At 64.1% G+C, this 16,070-nt stretch carries 13 protein-coding genes; 9 read left to right on the forward strand and 4 right to left on the reverse strand.

Going from position 1 to position 16,070, the window contains the following annotated elements; translation table 11 throughout:
* Positions 1-8: 8 nt before the first annotated feature.
* Positions 9-770, forward strand: a complete 762-nt coding sequence (locus tag ACU8YE_RS13035; protein WP_027679301.1) for an RNA polymerase sigma factor FliA — start codon at positions 9-11, stop codon at positions 768-770.
* Positions 771-1,148: 378 nt separating this feature from the next.
* Positions 1,149-2,576, forward strand: coding sequence for a nucleobase:cation symporter-2 family protein (locus ACU8YE_RS13040; RefSeq protein WP_322019061.1), 1,428 nt, complete (start codon positions 1,149-1,151; stop codon positions 2,574-2,576).
* Between the two features lie 52 nt (positions 2,577-2,628).
* Here ACU8YE_RS13040 and ACU8YE_RS13045 read toward each other — a convergent pair whose 3' ends face one another.
* Together ACU8YE_RS13045 and ACU8YE_RS13050 are read right to left on the reverse strand one after the other, a co-directional pair.
* A complete protein-coding gene (locus ACU8YE_RS13045) occupies positions 2,629-3,711 on the reverse strand; it encodes an aldose epimerase family protein (protein WP_446928885.1) in 1,083 nt (360 codons plus the stop codon).
* On the reverse strand, positions 3,708-4,931 hold the full coding sequence (locus ACU8YE_RS13050) for a XylR family transcriptional regulator (RefSeq protein WP_260801422.1): 1,224 nt from the start codon (positions 4,929-4,931) through the stop codon (positions 3,708-3,710). Before ACU8YE_RS13050 ends, ACU8YE_RS13045 begins: the two co-directional genes overlap by 4 nt.
* 279 nt (positions 4,932-5,210) lie before the next feature.
* On the opposite strand from ACU8YE_RS13050, the gene xylF reads away from it, so the two are divergent.
* The 5 genes from xylF (at position 5,211) to ACU8YE_RS13075 (ending at position 10,795) form a co-directional block, all read left to right on the forward strand.
* On the forward strand, positions 5,211-6,239 hold the full coding sequence (xylF, locus tag ACU8YE_RS13055) for a D-xylose ABC transporter substrate-binding protein (RefSeq protein ID WP_232039918.1): 1,029 nt from the start codon (positions 5,211-5,213) through the stop codon (positions 6,237-6,239).
* Between the two features lie 81 nt (positions 6,240-6,320).
* Complete coding sequence (xylG, locus tag ACU8YE_RS13060) at positions 6,321-7,880, forward strand: D-xylose ABC transporter ATP-binding protein (RefSeq protein WP_446928886.1); 1,560 nt, start codon at positions 6,321-6,323, stop codon at positions 7,878-7,880.
* Positions 7,877-9,079 carry a sugar ABC transporter permease gene (locus ACU8YE_RS13065; protein ID WP_252694418.1) on the forward strand — a complete coding sequence of 401 codons (1,203 nt, stop codon included), beginning with the start codon at positions 7,877-7,879 and terminating at the stop codon, positions 9,077-9,079. Before xylG ends, ACU8YE_RS13065 begins: the two co-directional genes overlap by 4 nt.
* 46 nt (positions 9,080-9,125) lie before the next feature.
* Positions 9,126-9,893 (forward strand): SDR family NAD(P)-dependent oxidoreductase, encoded by a 768-nt coding sequence (locus tag ACU8YE_RS13070; protein WP_446928887.1) that lies wholly within the window; start codon positions 9,126-9,128, stop codon positions 9,891-9,893.
* Positions 9,890-10,795 (forward strand): SMP-30/gluconolactonase/LRE family protein, encoded by a 906-nt coding sequence (locus ACU8YE_RS13075; RefSeq protein ID WP_446928888.1) that lies wholly within the window; start codon positions 9,890-9,892, stop codon positions 10,793-10,795. The genes ACU8YE_RS13070 and ACU8YE_RS13075 overlap by 4 nt, the downstream gene beginning before the upstream one ends.
* Here the strand turns inward: ACU8YE_RS13075 and ACU8YE_RS13080 are convergent.
* Positions 10,786-11,970 (reverse strand): fumarylacetoacetate hydrolase family protein, encoded by a 1,185-nt coding sequence (locus tag ACU8YE_RS13080; RefSeq protein ID WP_446928889.1) that lies wholly within the window; start codon positions 11,968-11,970, stop codon positions 10,786-10,788. The two genes, ACU8YE_RS13075 and ACU8YE_RS13080, sit on opposite strands and share 10 nt — an antisense overlap.
* A 143-nt stretch (positions 11,971-12,113) precedes the next feature.
* On the opposite strand from ACU8YE_RS13080, the gene ACU8YE_RS13085 reads away from it, so the two are divergent.
* Together ACU8YE_RS13085 and ACU8YE_RS13090 are read left to right on the forward strand one after the other, a co-directional pair.
* Positions 12,114-12,869 (forward strand): IclR family transcriptional regulator, encoded by a 756-nt coding sequence (locus ACU8YE_RS13085; RefSeq protein WP_446928890.1) that lies wholly within the window; start codon positions 12,114-12,116, stop codon positions 12,867-12,869.
* A gap of 86 nt (positions 12,870-12,955) precedes the next feature.
* Positions 12,956-13,972 carry a LacI family DNA-binding transcriptional regulator gene (locus tag ACU8YE_RS13090; protein ID WP_446928891.1) on the forward strand — a complete coding sequence of 339 codons (1,017 nt, stop codon included), beginning with the start codon at positions 12,956-12,958 and terminating at the stop codon, positions 13,970-13,972.
* A gap of 30 nt (positions 13,973-14,002) precedes the next feature.
* Here ACU8YE_RS13090 and ACU8YE_RS13095 read toward each other — a convergent pair whose 3' ends face one another.
* The gene (locus ACU8YE_RS13095; RefSeq protein ID WP_440477226.1) at positions 14,003-15,787 is read right to left on the reverse strand and encodes a dihydroxy-acid dehydratase; all 1,785 of its coding nucleotides are present in this window, start codon (positions 15,785-15,787) and stop codon (positions 14,003-14,005) included.
* Positions 15,788-16,070 lie beyond the last annotated feature (283 nt).

Genomic DNA, 16,070 nt, shown 5'->3' on the forward strand with positions numbered 1-16,070 from the left:
GGCGCAGCATGAACGAAGCGTCAAAGGCAGGCATGGATATGTACACCGCAACCGGTCGCAAGACCAAGTCCGACGAGATGGCCACGTACGCACCACTGGTGCGCCGCATTGCCAACCAGATGATGGTCAAGTTGCCGGCCAGCGTTGAGCTGGACGACCTGATCCAGGCTGGCATGATGGGCTTGCTCGATGCGCTGTCGCGCTATGAGGAAACGCAGGGCGTGCAGTTCGAGTTCTACGCGGCCCAGCGTATTCGCGGCGCGATCCTGGACGAACTGCGCGGCTCGGACTGGCTGCCGCGCGGCCTGCGCCGCAACGCACGCACGATCGAGCAGGCGATCCAGAAGCTGCAGCAGCAGAAGGGCCGCGCGCCCACCGAGACCGAGATTGCCGCGGCGCTGGGCATGTCGCTGGCCGAATACCAGAAGCAACTGGTCGACCTGCAAGGCAGCCAGCTGCTGTATTACGAAGATTTCGACCGCGAAGACGCCGACGCCTTCATCGAGAACCGCGCGCCCGAGAACGACGCCACGCCGCTGGACCAGCTGCTGGACCACGACCTGCGCGAATCGGTTGTCGCCGCCATCGAGGCACTGCCCGAGCGCGAAAAGCTCATGATGAGCCTCTACTACGAGCAGGATCTGAACCTGCGCGAAATCGGCGCCGTGATGGGCGTGTCGGAATCGCGCGTGTGCCAGATCCACAGCCAGGCCATCGCCCGCATCCGCTCGCGCCTACGTGATCGCGCATGGCTGCCGACGCCGACCTGAACTGAGGTCTGCTGAGCGCCACTGACAAGACCTTCTGCTTCACTGGGTTTGTTGGCGGCTCCCGGTTCCAGCTTTACCTGCCAGGTATTTCTACTGCGCGGCCAGCGACTCATGTCGCGGCCGCGCTTTTTCTTTGGGGCGTCGTTCACGCGGGCACGCGTGGAGGCGTGAAGAGGTGGATGACGACGCACATACGTTTAAGAACGCAAAATATGTACACAAAAAACGTATGGAATTGTTGACAGAAAAATGGCGCCCCTCCAAGATTCCGGCAAATACGCGGCATCACGCCGCATGAATGCCGGCGGATGGAATCCGCCCCATCCGCCTAAAGCACGCTCCCGGCATTGACACGAGAGCGGCCCCAGGAGACAGACAATGCGCCAATCCCCCGGCCAACCCTCGCCTTCTTCGTCGACAATCGCCGACACCGTTGCCGATCCCGTCAACGAGTTCCTACCGCTGCCCCGTCTGTTCGCACTTGGCCTGCAACACCTGTTGGTGATGTACGCCGGGGCGATTGCCGTGCCGCTGATTGTCGGCAATGCGCTTGGCCTGTCGAAGAGCGATCTCTCGTACCTCGTCAATTGCGACCTGTTTGCGGCTGGGATCGGCACGCTCATCCAATCGCTCGGTTTCCTGATCTTCGGGATCCGCCTGCCGGTGATGATGGGTGTCACATTTGCTGCGGTGGCACCGATGATCGCCATTGGCGTAGAGCCCGGCATGGGGCTGCCCGGCATTTTTGGGGCGTCCATCGTTTCTGGTGTGTTCGGCATTGCCATTGCGCCGCTGATGGGCCGGTTGCTGGGCCTGTTCCCGCGCGTGGTGACGGGCACGGTCATCATGCTGATCGGCTTTTCGCTGCTGAGCGTAGGCATCAACTGGGCCGCGGGCGGTCAGCAGATGATTCCGCAGGTGGTCGACGGCGTGAAGCACATGGTGCCGAACCCGGCGTTCGGCGATCCATTCGGCCTGGCCATTGCAGCGCTCGTGCTGGTGACGATTCTGTTGCTGACCAAGTTCGGCAACGCACTGCTGTGCAATATCGCGGTGCTGCTTGGCATCGTGACGGGCACGCTGGTGGCGGCGGCGTTTGGCAAGGTGTCGCTGGCCGACGCCAGCGTCGCGCCGCTGATGACGCTGGTGACGCCGTTCCACTTTGGCATGCCGAAGTTCGAGCTGTCGGCCATCATGTCGATGTGCATCGTGATCGTGATCACGCTGGTGGAATCAACCGGCATGTTCCTCGCGCTGTCGCACGTGGTGGGCAAGCCCATCTCGCGCAACGAACTCACCAACGGCCTGCGTGCCGACGGTCTGGCGACGGTGGTGGCGGGGGTGTTCAACACGTTTCCGCATACGTCGTTCTCGCAGAACATCGGGCTGGTGTCGATCACGGGCGTGCGTTCGCGCTATGTGGCGGCCGCCGGCGGGTTGCTGTTGATCGTGCTGGGGCTGTTTCCGAAGCTGTCTTACGTGGTGGCTTCCGTGCCGCAATACGTGCTGGGCGGCGCAGGCATCGTGATGTTCGGGATGGTGGCCGCAGCCGGCATCCGCATGCTGGGCATGGTCGACTTCCAGCAACAGCGCCACAACCTGTTGATCATCGCCGTATCGGTCGGCTTTGGCATGATGCCGACGCTGGCGCCGGCGTTCTTCCACCACTTTCCGGACTGGACGCACCCGATCACCCACAGCGGCATCGTGATGGGCACGCTGGTGGCCGTGGTGCTCAACGCATGGTTCAACGGCATTCGCGGTTCGCACGAAGTCATGCACGGCGCGGCCGCAGCTGCGCATTGAACATCCAAGCCGCGTGCCTCAGCTCGGCTTAGGTCTGCGGATCAGGTCTCGCTCAGGCTTCTTCAGCAACCGACACGCGGTATGCGGTGTGCTGCCGGTAGACCTGGCCCGGGCGGAACATGACCGTTTCCGCATCGGGCATGTTGACCTGGTTCGGGAACGCGCTCGCTTCCAGGCATAAGCCGCTGCGTAGCGCGTGCGTGCCGGCCAGCTTGTGGCCCGAATAGAACTGCAGCCCGCGCTGATCGGTGAGCACTGTCAATTCGCGCCCGCTGCCGGGGTCATACAGCCGGGCGACCGGGCGCACCTGCGAGCGCCCCTCCGGCGCCGTATTGCGCAGCACAAAGCAGTGGTCGAACCCGCCGGCCTGCGCGAGTTGCGCGTTAGGCCAGTCCAGCCGTACCCCGATGGGCGCACCCTGGCGAAAATCGAACGCCGTGCCCGCAACGCTGGCTGTTCGTGTCGGGATCAGCTTGGCATCGACTTCCAGATACGCGTCGGCATCGATCGACAGGATGTGGCCCTTGATGTCGGTGCCGGGCTTGCCGCTCAGGTTGAAATACCCGTGGCTTGTCAGGTTGATCGGCGTGGGCGCATCGGTCCGGGCTTCGTAGTCGATCGACAGCGTGCCATCGTCGTCAAGCGCATAGCGAACCTGGACGGCGACGTTGCCGGGGAATCCCGCATCGCCTTCCGGGGAGTTGAGCCGCATGACCAATGCGCCGTCGTGATCCTCGGCGTGCCATAGCGCCCGATGAAACCCGCTCGCCCCCCCATGGAGCAGATTGCCGCCTTCATTGCGATCGAGGGCGTAGTCGATGCCGTCGAGCGTGAACCGCGCGCCCGCAATCCGGTTCGCCCAGCGTCCGATCAATCCGCCCAGATAGCCTGGTGATTCAAGGTAGGCGGCTGGCGTCGCGTGGTTCAGGAGAATCTCGCCCAGGCGCCCGCCGCGGTCAGGCGCTTGCCAGGAGACGAGCGTCGCCCCCAGGTCGCTGATCGAAACGCGCATGCCCAAGGCATTGCGCAGCGTGAACAGCCGAACCGGTTCACCGCCCGGCAGTTGTCCCCATGTTGCTGACGAGATGGCGCCGTCGAGCGGCGCGTGTGCGGACAGCGCTGACGCGATGCTCATGATTGGCCCTCTGTGATGGTGCGTTCCTGGTATTCGCGTGGCGTGCAATCCAGCTCGCGTCGGAATACGGCGTGCATGTATTGCGGGGAGGTAAAGCCGCAGCGCACCGCCACCTCGGCGGTGGCGACATCACGGCTGGCCAGCATGTGCTTGGCGGCGTCGAGCTTATGGCGAAGGATTTCCTGGTGCACGGTGCAATTCAATTCACGACGAAAGTGTTCTTCGAGCGATGACCGCGAGATACCGACGTAGTCCGCGACCTGCTCGGTCTTGATTCCCTGGCAGGCGTACTGCCGGATGAAATGTCGCGCGCGCATGACATACGGGCTGGCAAGCGGCTGGTGCCGCGACGACGCCAGCACATTGATGCCAACCGGCGGCACGAGAATCTGCCGGCCTGCCAGGCGGGCGCCGCCCAGCATCTGATGCAGCAGGTGTGCGGCCGTGCGCCCCATCTCCACGGTGCCCTGAATGACGGACGACAACGGGATGCGGCTCAGCGTGCGTGTGAGCGGATCGTTGTCGATGCCGATGATGGCGACTTCCTCCGGCACGGCCAAGCCTGCCGTCATGCAGGCCTGCAGCAGGTGCCGGGCTCGCGCATCCGTCACGGCGATGATGCCGATGGGCTTGGGCAAGGCGCGCAGCCATTCAATCAACTGACCGATCGCCTGATGCCAGGTCGGCGCGCTGGTCGAGAGGCCCCGGTAAATCTCCTGCTCGATCGGGGCGGTGGGATTGTCCTGCCGGCGCAAGCGTGTAAAGGCGAGTTCGCGCTGCTGTGCCCAGCGGTTCTCTGGCGCCTGGGGCAGGCTGTACAGCGCAAAGTGCTGCAGGCCGGCTTCGATCAGGTGCCGGTAGGCCAGCGCGACCAGCTTGCCGTTGTCCGTTGCGACATACGGCTCCTTTGCCGGGTATTGCGTTGCATCTTCATACGATGAGCCGACGGCCACCACCGGTAGCGGGCAACCGCGCAGCGCTTCGGCGACGGCGGGGTCGTCGAAATCCGCAATGATGCCGTCGCCGTCAAAGCGCTCGATGCCGGGTAGGCGGCAGCGGAAATCCTCTTCCAGAAACAAGTCCCACGTCACGCGGGTGGAGCGCATGTAGTCGCCAATGCCCGCGATGATCTCGCGGTCATACACCTTGTTGGCATTGAACAGCAGCGCAATGCGATGAATGCGCGCGTGCTGCGATGGATCGGACGGTTGACGGTGCATGGTGGCTCGGGCCGCTCGCGGTGGCAGGGGTTGCCAAACGGCTGCAGCGCTGGGGCGTGCAGCGCGCTTGCACATTCTATTGGCTGCGTGGGGCGCTGTCAGACGATCGCAGCGGGGTGGCAAGAAATGTTAGGGCGGTTGGGCAATTTCGTAATTGCCCGTGCTGAGCGGCCGCATCACCATGCGATGGCCGTCGAGCCGGGCGAGATCACTATTGCGGCGCACCACGCGCACCGTCGGCCTAGGGGTATCCACCAACAATAGAAGATGGAGTGAGACATGAAATCGAACCAACGCCGTAGTGTTCTGAGGGCCGCCTTTTGCGGTGCAATGCTCGCCAGCCTGTCGATTGCAGCGCCGCTGGCGCACGCCAGCAAGGCGCATCCGGAAATCGGCTTTTGTATCGACGACCTGCGCGTGGAGCGCTGGTCGCGCGACCGCGACTACTTCGTCGCCGCCGCAGAAAAGCTGGGTGCCAAGGTGTCGGTGCAATCGGCGGATGCCAGCGAGCAACGCCAGATCTCCCAGATCGAGAACCTGATCTCGCGCGGCGTCGACGTGATCGTCATCGTGCCGTTCAACTCCAAGGCGCTGACCAATGTGGTGGCCGAAGCCAAGAAGGCCGGCATCAAGGTGGTGTCGTACGACCGCCTGATTCTCGATGCAGATGTTGACGCCTATATCTCCTTCGACAACGAGAAGGTGGGCGAGCTGCAAGCGCAGGGCGTCTACAACGTGCGCCCGAAGGGCAACTACTTCCTGCTGGGCGGCGCACCGACGGACAACAACGCGAAGATGCTGCGGCAGGGCCAGTTGAAGGTGCTGCAGCCGGCCATCGACCGTGGCGACATCAAGGTCGTTGGCTCGCAATGGGTGCCGGAGTGGAGCGCCTCTGCGGCGCTGGGTATCGTCGAGAACGCGCTGACCGCGAACAACAACAAGATCGATGCTGTGGTCGCATCCAACGACGGCACGGCCGGTGGCGCAATCCAGGCGCTGGCTGCGCAGAAGCTGGCCGGCAAGGTACCGGTGTCGGGTCAGGATGCTGACCTTGCCGCCGTCAAGCGTGTGATTGCCGGCACGCAGACGATGACGGTCTACAAGCCGCTCAAGCTGATTGCTACCGAGGCCGCGCAGCTTTCCGTGGCGCTCGCCAAGGGCGACAAGCCGAAGTTCAACGCGCAGTACGACAACGGCAAGAAGAAGGTCGACACGGTGTTGCTGCAACCCACCCAGCTCACGAAAGACAACGTCAACCTGGTGGTGAAAGACGGCTTCTACACGCAGGCTCAGATCGGCGGCCAATAAGGTCGCGCAGTCAGGGCCACTTTGTGCCGGCGACGAGCCAACGCTTTGTCGCCGGCCGCGTTCGTACCTCAAGGACGAGGCATGTCTGAACCTCTGTTGCAGATGCGCGGCATCGTCAAGACGTTTGACGGTGTGAAGGCGCTCGACGGTATCAACCTGGTTGTGAGGCCGGGCGAGTGTGTCGGCCTGTGCGGCGAGAACGGCGCCGGAAAATCAACGCTCATGAAGGTGCTCTCCGGTGTCTACCCGAGTGGCACCTGGGATGGCGAAATCCTGTGGGAAGGGCAGCCGCTGCACGCAAGCGGTATTCGCGATACCGAGCGCGCCGGCATCGTCATCATCCATCAGGAGCTGATGCTGGTGCCGGAGCTGTCGGTGGCCGAGAACATCTATCTCGGCAACGAAATCACGCTGCCCGGCGGGCGCATGAACTACGCGGCCATGTACCAGGGCGCGGACAAGCTGTTGCGTGATCTGAACATCCAGGGCATCAACGTGGCGTTGCCCGTGATGCACTACGGCGGCGGCCATCAGCAATTGATTGAGATCGCCAAGGCGCTCAACAAGCGCGCCAAGCTGCTGATCCTGGACGAGCCATCGTCGTCACTTACGGCGGCTGAAACGCGCATCCTGCTCGACATCGTGCGCGATCTGAAAGCGCGCGGCATTGCGTGCGTCTATATCTCGCACAAGCTCGACGAGGTGGAGGCAGTGTGCGACACGGTCACCGTCATCCGTGACGGCCGCCATGTGTCGACCGCGCCGATGGACGCGCTCACCACCGACCGCATCATCGCGCAGATGGTCGGGCGCGAGATTACGCAACTGTTCCCGCGTGAACCGCATCCCATCGGGGAGGTTGTTTTCGAGGCGCGCAATGTGACGTGCTATGACGCGAACAACCCGACTCGCAAGCGGGTCGACGATGTGTCCTTTTCGGTGCGGCGTGGCGAAATTCTTGGCGTGGCCGGGCTGGTCGGTGCAGGGCGCACAGAGCTGATGCAGGCAGTGTTTGGCGCGTATGAAGGCGCCAGCGAAGTCGAGCTCGTACTTGACGGCAAACCGTTGAAAGTCCGCGCGCCACTTGACGCCATTCGTGCGGGCATCGCGATGGTGCCGGAAGACCGAAAACGTCACGGCATCGTCTCGCTGATGAGCGTCGGACACAACATCACGCTTGCCGTCCTCCAGCGTTTTTCGCGTCTCGGGCGCATCGATGGCGCGGCCGAACTCGACACGATCCGCAAAGAGATGCGGCGGCTTGCCGTGCGGGCAGCGCATCCAATGCTGCCGATTGCCAGCTTGTCGGGCGGCAATCAGCAAAAGGCCGTCCTCACGCGAATGCTGCTCACCGAGCCGCGCGTTCTGATTCTGGACGAGCCGACGCGCGGCGTGGATGTCGGCGCCAAGTATGAAATCTACAAGCTCATCGGTGACCTGGCCAAACGCGGCATGGCCATCATCGTCATTTCATCGGAGCTGCCCGAAGTGCTCGGTATTTCGGATCGCGTGCTGGTGATCGGCGAGGGCGAGCTGCGTGGCGATTTCGTGAACGATGGGCTGACGCAGGAACACATTCTGACCGCAGCCATTCAACCGGTGCGGCACGCATCCACTTTTCATCAGGTAGGCCACGCATGACTTCTCAGACGAGCCCACAAGCCGCCGGCGGGGTGGACCCTTCGCGTCGCACGCTCAAGGCAACCCAGCGCCTGAGGCAACTCTTCGCACGCTACAAGATCCTGGCGTTGCTGATCGCCGTGGCCGCGATCTGGCTGTTCTTTTCAATGCTGACCGACGGCGCGTTTACGTCGCCTCGCAATCTCTCCAATCTGCTGCGGCAGATGTCCATTACGGGGATGCTGGCCTGCGGGATGGTGTTCGTGATCATCGCGGGCGAGATCGATCTCTCCGTCGGTTCGCTGTTGGGCCTGCTTGGCGGCGTAGCTGCCATCCTGGATCAAGGGCTGGGTTGGCCAATTGTGGCGACGGTGCCTGTGGTGCTGCTGCTCGGCGTGGCCATGGGGCTGTTCAACGGATGGTGGTCGACCTACCGGGGCGTTCCGTCCTTCATCGTTGGCCTTGGCGGCATGCTCGCGTATCGCGGCATTCTGCTCGGCCTCACACATGGCTCGACGATTGCGCCGGTGTCGGACAGCTTCGTGCTGATCGGCCAGGGCTATCTGCCGCGCCGGGTGGGTGACCTCATGGCAGTGCTGATCTTCTGCCTGTTGATCTTCGTGGTAATCCGGCAGCGGCGTGAGCACCGCCGCTATGAGCTCGACGTCGCACCGTTCTGGCAAGACGTCGCCAAGTTGATTGCGGCGGGCGCGGTCATTGTTGCGTTTGTCGCCACGCTCAACAGCTATGGCGGCATCCCGGTGCCGGTTCTCCTCGTTCTGGCACTGCTGGGTATTTTTTCGTGGATCGCCAGCCAGACGGTATTCGGGCGCCGCATCTACTCCGTGGGTTCAAACCTGGAGGCCACGCGCCTGTCGGGCATCAACACCGATCGCGTGAAGCTGGCCATCTTCGGGCTCATGGGCCTGATGTGCGCGTTTGCCGGCATCGTCAATACGGCGCGGCTCGCTGCGGGCTCGCCGTCCGCCGGAACCATGGGCGAGCTGGATGCCATTGCGGCCTGCTTTATCGGCGGCACGTCCATGCGGGGCGGCGCGGGCACGGTCTACGGTGCGCTGGTCGGTGCGCTCGTCATGGCCAGCCTCGACAACGGCATGTCGATGCTCGACGTCGACGCTTACTGGCAGATGATCGTCAAGGGCGGCATCCTCGTGCTGGCCGTCTGGGTGGACGTCATCTCGCGCTCCGGCCGCCGCTGAGTTTGCGTTTCGGGCTTTATCCCTTTTGCTGTAACTGGAATCTCCTATGTCTTATGCGATTTATCCGAGCCTTGTTAACAAGAACGTTGTGATTACCGGCGGCGGTAGCGGCATTGGCGCCGCCATCGTTGAAGGCTTCGCGAAACAGGGCGCGCGTGTCACGTTTCTGGATATTGCGCGTGCGGACTCAGAAGCGCTGGCTGCGTCGCTGGGTGAGTGCGTGCATCCGCCGGTATTCCGCTACTGCGATCTGCGCGACATCGACGCCTTGAGCAGCACGTTCTCGGACATCGAGGCCGACACCGGCCCCATCGACGTGCTGATCAACAACGCCGCGAACGATGACCGTCATCAGATCGCAACCGTAACGCCGGCCTATTGGGACAACCGCATCGAAGTGAATCTGCGCCATCAGTTCTTCTGCGCGCAAGCCGTGCTGCCCAGCATGAAGAAGCAGGGGCGCGGCGTGATCCTGAACCTCGGGTCCATCTCGTGGCACCTTGCCCAGCCGGACCTCGCCATCTACATGACGGCCAAGGCCGGCATCGAAGGTCTGACGCGCGGCCTGGCGCGCGATCTTGGGGGATTCGGCATTCGCGTCAATTGCATCGTACCGGGCGCGGTGCGCACGCCGCGGCAGATGGCGCTCTGGCAATCGCCCGAAAGCGAAGCCAAGCTGCTGGCCGAGCAGTGCCTGCATGAGCGTGTCGAGCCGGAACACGTGGCGCGCATGGCGCTGTTTCTTGCGTCGGACGATGCCGCGCGCTGCACGGCGCGCGAGTACTTTGTCGATGCCGGGTGGTACGGCGGATGAAGATGCCGATCACTCCGGAATGCGTCTGGCGCGTTGGCGCAACGCTTGGGGAAGGCGCGGTGTGGCATGCCGCGTCGCGCTGCGTGGTCTTTGTCGATATCAAAGGCAGGCGACTCTACCGCTATGACCCGGATACCGATGTGCGCCGCAGCTGGGTCGCGCCCGGCCAGATCGGCTTTGCGCTGCCCAGCGTTGACGGCGGCTTGGTCTGCGGCGTGCAGGGCGGTCTCTACCGGTTCGATTTCGCAAGCGGTACCTTCAGCCGCGCGCTGCCGGTCGAGACCGATCGGCCGGGAAACCGCCTGAACGACGGCTATGTCGACCGCACCGGGGCGCTGTGGTTTGGCTCGATGGACGATGCAGAGCACGAGGCGAGCGGGCAGCTCTACCGCGTCGGTCGGGATGGCCGGCTGAGCGTGCGCGATTCGGGCTACGTCATCACGAATGGCCCGACCGCGAGCCCCGACGGCCGCACGCTGTATCACACAGATACCTTGCAGCGCGCGGTCTATGCCTTCGACCTTGACGACGACGGCAGGCTGGAGCGCAAGCGCGTCTTTACCTCGATTGAGGGCACCGGCTACCCCGACGGCATGGCCGTCGATGAAGAAGGGTGCGTGTGGGTCGCGCTGTTTGGCGGAGGCCGGATCGAGCGGTTCTCGCCCGACGGCCGATGCATCGGGCGCGTCGAGTTTCCGTGTTCCAACATCACCAAGCTCGCATTTGGCGGCAATGATTTGCAGACCGTCTATGCAACCACCGCCCGAAAGGGCCTGACGGACGAGGCGTTGCAGAAGGAGCCGCTTGCCGGCGGCTTGTTCGCGTTTCGCGCGCCGGTCAAGGGGCTCCCGTCCACGGAATGTGCCGTGGACTTTTCCGCAGCGAAGACCGATCAGGCCTGACGGATGAGACCTCGTGCGGCCAGGTTGCGATACAGGGCGCGCACACCGAACGTCCACGGTGCGATCTCCGTCGACAGGCGCACCGTGTTGACCAGCGCGCCGAGGGGTGGGGCGCTGATCGTCACGCGATCGCCGAGGTGGTGCGTAAAGCCGGCACCCGGCGCGTCACGGTCCTTGATCGGCGAGAACATCGTGCCGAGAAACAGCATGAAGCCGTCCGGATACTGATGGTGCGGCCCGCAGGTCTGGGCCACGAGGTCGAGCGGGTCGCGGCTGATCTCGCTCATGTGGCTCACGCCGTCGAGCACAAAGCCGTCGTCGGTGCCTTCAACACGCAGCGATACCTGCGTGGCGCGAATCGTGTCGATGGTGAAATGCTCGTCAAACAGGCGCACGAACGGCCCGATGGCGCAGGAGCCGTTGTTGTCCTTGCATTTGCCTAGCAGCAGCGCGGAGCGCCCTTCGATGTCGCGCAGGTTGACGTCGTTGCCGAGCGCCGCCCCCACGACATGCCCCGTGCTGCTGACTGCCAGCACGATCTCCGGCTCCGGGTTGTTCCAGCGTGAGGCCGGATGCAGGCCCACATCGGACCCGAACCCGACTGCCGACATCGGCTGCGATTTGGAGAACACTTCCGCATCGGGCCCGATGCCGACTTCCATGTATTGCGACCAGGCGCCCCGGCGCTGCAGTTCGTCCTTGAGCCGCATGGCCGCATCGGAGCCGGGCTTGATCTTCGAGAGATCGGAGCCCACCACGCCGACGATGGATTCGCGCACGTCGCGGGCCTTGGCTGGGTCGCCGCCCGCCTGTTCTTCGATCACACGCTCGATCAGGCTGACGGCAAACGTCACGCCGCAGGCCTTGATGGCCTGGAGGTCGTTCGGCGCAAGCAGGGTTGGCACGGTGCCCGCGCGATCGGCAGACATGGAGCGTTCGACAAGCGCTTCGACGCGGCCCAGGTTTTCGCCCTGCGCCTGCCGGGCAACGGCCAGTGCGTCAGGATGCTCGAACAGGTCCGCCACGGTCGGCACGGCTTCCGTGATGTCGAAGACGACACCGTTGCGTACCACCACGACAGACGGCCCCTCGCCGTTGGCGGTCGTGCGCCAGATCCGACCGACGAGCGTTGACTGCTCCAGATCGCGCGGCAAGTAGTTGGCGATGTCGGTCATGTGCGCTGCGCTCCGTCAATTGGACACCCTTGTTGTCAGGGAACCCGCGTGATCGTAGAGATGGCGATGCAGGGTGTCCAACACGGTGACGTAATTTCCAACCTATTGGACAATAGGCAATCAATGAGCCGGGTAGGTTTCCAGTGAAGACAGACTATGAGGTGCCAGCGCTCAAGCGCATTCACGAAGTGCTGGAGATACTGTGCGCGGCGACATCACCTGTGCGACCCGCCGCGTTGGCGCAGGCGACGGGCATGTCCAGAAGCACGTTGTACCTGCTGCTGGAGTCTCTGGAAAAGCGCCGCTGGATCGAGAAGCGGGCAGACGGCTACCTGATCGGCTTGACGTTGTTCGAGCTGGGCAACGCCTATTTCCGCCACGACAGCTTGTTGGCAGCGTTCCGACGTGAATCCGCCGCCTTCGTGGCCGCACACAACGAAGTGGTGCAGCTTGCCGTGCTCGACGGCACGGAGGTCGTCTATATCGCGCGGGAGGATGCACCGCGGCCGGTCCGCCTAGTATCGGATGTCGGCCTGCGCTTGCCGGCCCATTGCTGCGCGCTGGGCAAGGCGCTGCTTGCGAGCCTTGATGACGAAGCGGTGTGCGCGCTCCTGCCGGCCCGTCTTGCCGCCATGACGGAGCGCACCACCACGCGCCGTGCCGATCTGCTCCATGAGCTTGAGAGCATTCGCGCGCGGGGTCTGGCGACGGAGCGCGAGGAGGTGGTGGCGGGGCTCGCCTGCTTTGCGGCGTTCGTTGGTGTCACACCGCTGGGAAAGCGCGTTGCGGTGAGTTCCAGCGTGCCCGTCAGCCGGCTGGACGCCCGCAGGGAGAAGCGCCTTGTCGTCGGCGTTGCAGGCATGGCGGATCGCATCGGCCGCGCGCTCGCGCAGGCGTAGCGACGGGCTGCTTTGTGGGCGGTTCCGCTATGATCGCCACTCCTCTTTTTTCTTTCCTCTTTTCCCTTGGCGTGTAGGCGTTTCTCATGACCACCGGCACCACTCCTCCTCGCATGGCCGATGTTGCGCGCGTTGCCGGCGTCTCGAAGATGACGGTGTCGCGGGTGCTTGCAGGCGGCAGCGTGTCGCCCGAGACCCGTGCACGCGTGCAACAGGCCATCGACGCACTCGGCTACGTTGCAACGGCCGCCGCCGGGATGCTGTCCAGCGGACGATCGGAGTTTGTCGCCGCCTTGGTGCCCTCGCTGGCCAGTTCCAACTTTGCCGACACCGTGCGCGGCTTGACGGATGCGCTTGCGCCGCATGGCCTGCAATTGCTGCTGGGTGATACCGACTACCACCTCGACCAGGAAGAGGCGCTTGTGAAGTCGCTGCTGCGCCATCAGCCGCGTGCTATCGCATTGACAGGGCGCCACCACAGTGCAGGCACGCGCGCGCTGCTGGAGCGCGCCGGCATCCCGATTGTCGAGATGTGGGATCTGCCCGACCGCCCGATCGACATGGCGGTTGGGTTCTCGAACGCCAAGGCGTCGCTCGCGATGGTGCATCACCTGCACAGGCGGGGTTACCGGCGAATCGGTTTCCTGTGCGGCGCAAGCAAACTGGACCGGCGCGGCACCGACCGCATGCGCGGATACGTGAGCGGAATTAAGGCGCTCGGCCTTGGCGAGCCGCGCGTGATCCGCCTGGGCGAATCGCCCATCACCATGAGCCACGGCGGGCCTGCCATGGCCGCTTTGCTGGAAGCCTGGCCGGACACCGATGCCGTGATGTGCGTGAGCGACATGTCCGCATTCGGCGCCATCATGGAATGCCACCGCCGCGGCCTGTCCGTGCCCGGCGACATCGCTGTTGCGGGCTTCGGCAATTTTGAAGTCGCGTGGTGTTGCCACCCGACCATCACGACGATCTCCGTCGATGCCTATGGCATCGGCCTGCGCACGGGCGAGGTCTTGCTCAACGCGCTGGGCGTTGGCGAGGCTACGGCCACGCGCAAACTCTCGCGCATCGAATTCAGCGTGGTCGAGCGCGAGAGCGCGTAGCCGGCAGCACGCCGCCGGTTGCTTCCTGCCTCAATGCGAGTGCCGTGGATTGCCGCGCGTCTCGATGACGTTCAGATACAGCGTTGCCGGCTCCAGGCATCCGCCCGTTGAAAGCTGCCCGACGAACTGCCGATAGAGTTCCTGCCAAGGCGTTTGCGACTGCGGCACGCTGAACGTTGCGGTTTCACGCCGGCGCTCAAGCTCTTCCGCGTCGAGCAGTACATCGACCTTGCGCGCGTTGAGGTCCACGCGGATGCGATCGCCCGTGCGCAGCAGCGCCAAGCCCCCACCCGCCGCCGCCTCCGGCGACATGTTCAAAATGGATGGGCTTGCCGAGGTGCCGCTCTGCCGGCCATCGCCCATGCACGGCAGCGATTCGATCCCTTGCTTAACGAGCGCCGCCGGCGGTGCCATGTTGACGACCTCCGCACTGCCCGGATAGCCGACCGTTCCGCAGCCTCGAATGACGAGGATGCAGCGCTCGTCAATCTCGAGCGCCGGATCGTTGATGCGGGCGTGATAGTCCTCTGGGCCATCGAAGACGATCGCGCGCGTCTCGAAAACATTTTCCGCGCCGGGTTCGCTCAGGTAGGTCTGCCGGAACGCCTCGCCCACTACCGACATCTTCATGATGGCGCTGTCAAAGAAATTGCCCGACAGCACGATGAAGCCGGCGCGATGCTTGAGCGGCGCGTCCACAGGAAAAATCACATCGCGGTCGGCGTCGGGGGCGGCATCGGCAATCGCGCCGATCGTACGGCCAGACACGGTGGCGCAATCGCGCCGCAGCAATCCGCCCGCGTCCAGCTGCCGCAATACGGCGGGCACGCCGCCCGAGCGGTGGAAGCTCTCACCCAGGTATTCGCCCGCCGGCATGCAGTTCACCAGCAGCGGCACCGATTCTCCGTGGCGCTGCCAGTCTTCGAGGCTCAGTTCCAGGCCCATGTGGCGTGCAATGGCGATGAGGTGAGGCGGGCAGTTGGTCGACGCGCCAAGCGCCGAGGCCACCATGATGGCGTTCTCAAACGCCGCGCGCGTCATGATCTTCGAGGGGCGGATGTCTTCGCGCACGAGGTCGACGATGCGCTTGCCGGTGGTATAGGCCATCTGCCCACGCTCCCGATACGCCGCCGGAATGCTGGCGCACCCGGGCAGCGACATGCCCAGCGCTTCGGCCAGGCTGTTCATCGACAGCGCGGTGCCCATCGTGTTGCAGTGGCCGATTGATGGCGACGACGCAGTGGTCAGCTCCATGAAGCCTTCGTAGTCGATGTCGCCGGCAGCCAGTCGGTTGCGCGCATGCCAGATGACAGTGCCGGAGCCGACCCGTTTACCCTCGTGCCAGCCATCCAGCATCGGCCCGCCAGACAGGACGATGGCTGGCAGGTCGACCGTGGCGGCGGCCATCAGGCAGGCGGGCGTGGTCTTGTCGCAACCGGTGGTCAGCACAACGCCGTCAAGCGGGAAGCCGTGCAGGATCTCGACCAGACCGAGATACGCGAGATTGCGGTCGAGCGCGGCAGTTGGGCGGCGGCTCTGCTCGGCCAGCGGGTGAACGGGAAATTCCATCGGGATGCCGCCCGCGTCGCGTATGCCGGCCTTCACACGCTGCGCCAGTTCCAGGTGGTGCCGGTTGCACGGCGCGAGGTCGCTACCCGTTTGTGCAATGCCGATGATCGGCCGGCCCGACTGCAGCTCTTCGCGCGTCAGGCCGTAGTTCATGAAGCGTTCGACATAGAGGGCAGTCATGTCTGCGTGGTTCGGGTCATCGAACCAAAGCTGGCTGCGCAGTCTGCGTGGAGGTTGGGCGGGCATGGTGTCTCGGTTGTTATGTGGAGCAGGGTTCCCTCTGCGGGGAATCGGCGTGGTGGTTATCGACGGTTTGCGCGTCAATGTTGTTACCGATAACAACGCATGGTAGAGGTGGAAGCGGATGCAGGCAAGAGCGGGCTCCCGAAGCAGTGTCGGGCCACGCTCGTGCGTGCCATATCAATGATGCGTGCGCGTTGTCAGCCCCACTTCGGGGGAGGGTGTCTGGATTTGCCGACATCCATCTGAGTGCAAGCGTTTGCCGTTTGCCGCCGAGGGAAAGCCGCCC

Source organism: Ralstonia sp. VS2407 (assembly GCF_052950655.1).

Excerpts from the sequence above, each read along its gene's own strand:
- ACU8YE_RS13035 (WP_027679301.1), top strand. The coding sequence starts at position 9 with ATGAACGAAGCGTCAAAGGCAGGCATGGATATGTACACCGCAACCGGT.
- ACU8YE_RS13040 (WP_322019061.1), top strand. The coding sequence starts at position 1,149 with ATGCGCCAATCCCCCGGCCAACCCTCGCCTTCTTCGTCGACAATCGCC.
- ACU8YE_RS13045 (WP_446928885.1), bottom strand. The coding sequence starts at position 3,711 with ATGAGCATCGCGTCAGCGCTGTCCGCACACGCGCCGCTCGACGGCGCC.
- ACU8YE_RS13050 (WP_260801422.1), bottom strand. The coding sequence starts at position 4,931 with ATGCACCGTCAACCGTCCGATCCATCGCAGCACGCGCGCATTCATCGC.
- xylF (WP_232039918.1), top strand. The coding sequence starts at position 5,211 with ATGAAATCGAACCAACGCCGTAGTGTTCTGAGGGCCGCCTTTTGCGGT.
- xylG (WP_446928886.1), top strand. The coding sequence starts at position 6,321 with ATGTCTGAACCTCTGTTGCAGATGCGCGGCATCGTCAAGACGTTTGAC.
- ACU8YE_RS13065 (WP_252694418.1), top strand. The coding sequence starts at position 7,877 with ATGACTTCTCAGACGAGCCCACAAGCCGCCGGCGGGGTGGACCCTTCG.
- ACU8YE_RS13070 (WP_446928887.1), top strand. The coding sequence starts at position 9,126 with ATGTCTTATGCGATTTATCCGAGCCTTGTTAACAAGAACGTTGTGATT.
- ACU8YE_RS13075 (WP_446928888.1), top strand. The coding sequence starts at position 9,890 with ATGAAGATGCCGATCACTCCGGAATGCGTCTGGCGCGTTGGCGCAACG.
- ACU8YE_RS13080 (WP_446928889.1), bottom strand. The coding sequence starts at position 11,970 with ATGACCGACATCGCCAACTACTTGCCGCGCGATCTGGAGCAGTCAACG.
- ACU8YE_RS13090 (WP_446928891.1), top strand. The coding sequence starts at position 12,956 with ATGACCACCGGCACCACTCCTCCTCGCATGGCCGATGTTGCGCGCGTT.
- ACU8YE_RS13095 (WP_440477226.1), bottom strand. The coding sequence starts at position 15,787 with ATGCCCGCCCAACCTCCACGCAGACTGCGCAGCCAGCTTTGGTTCGAT.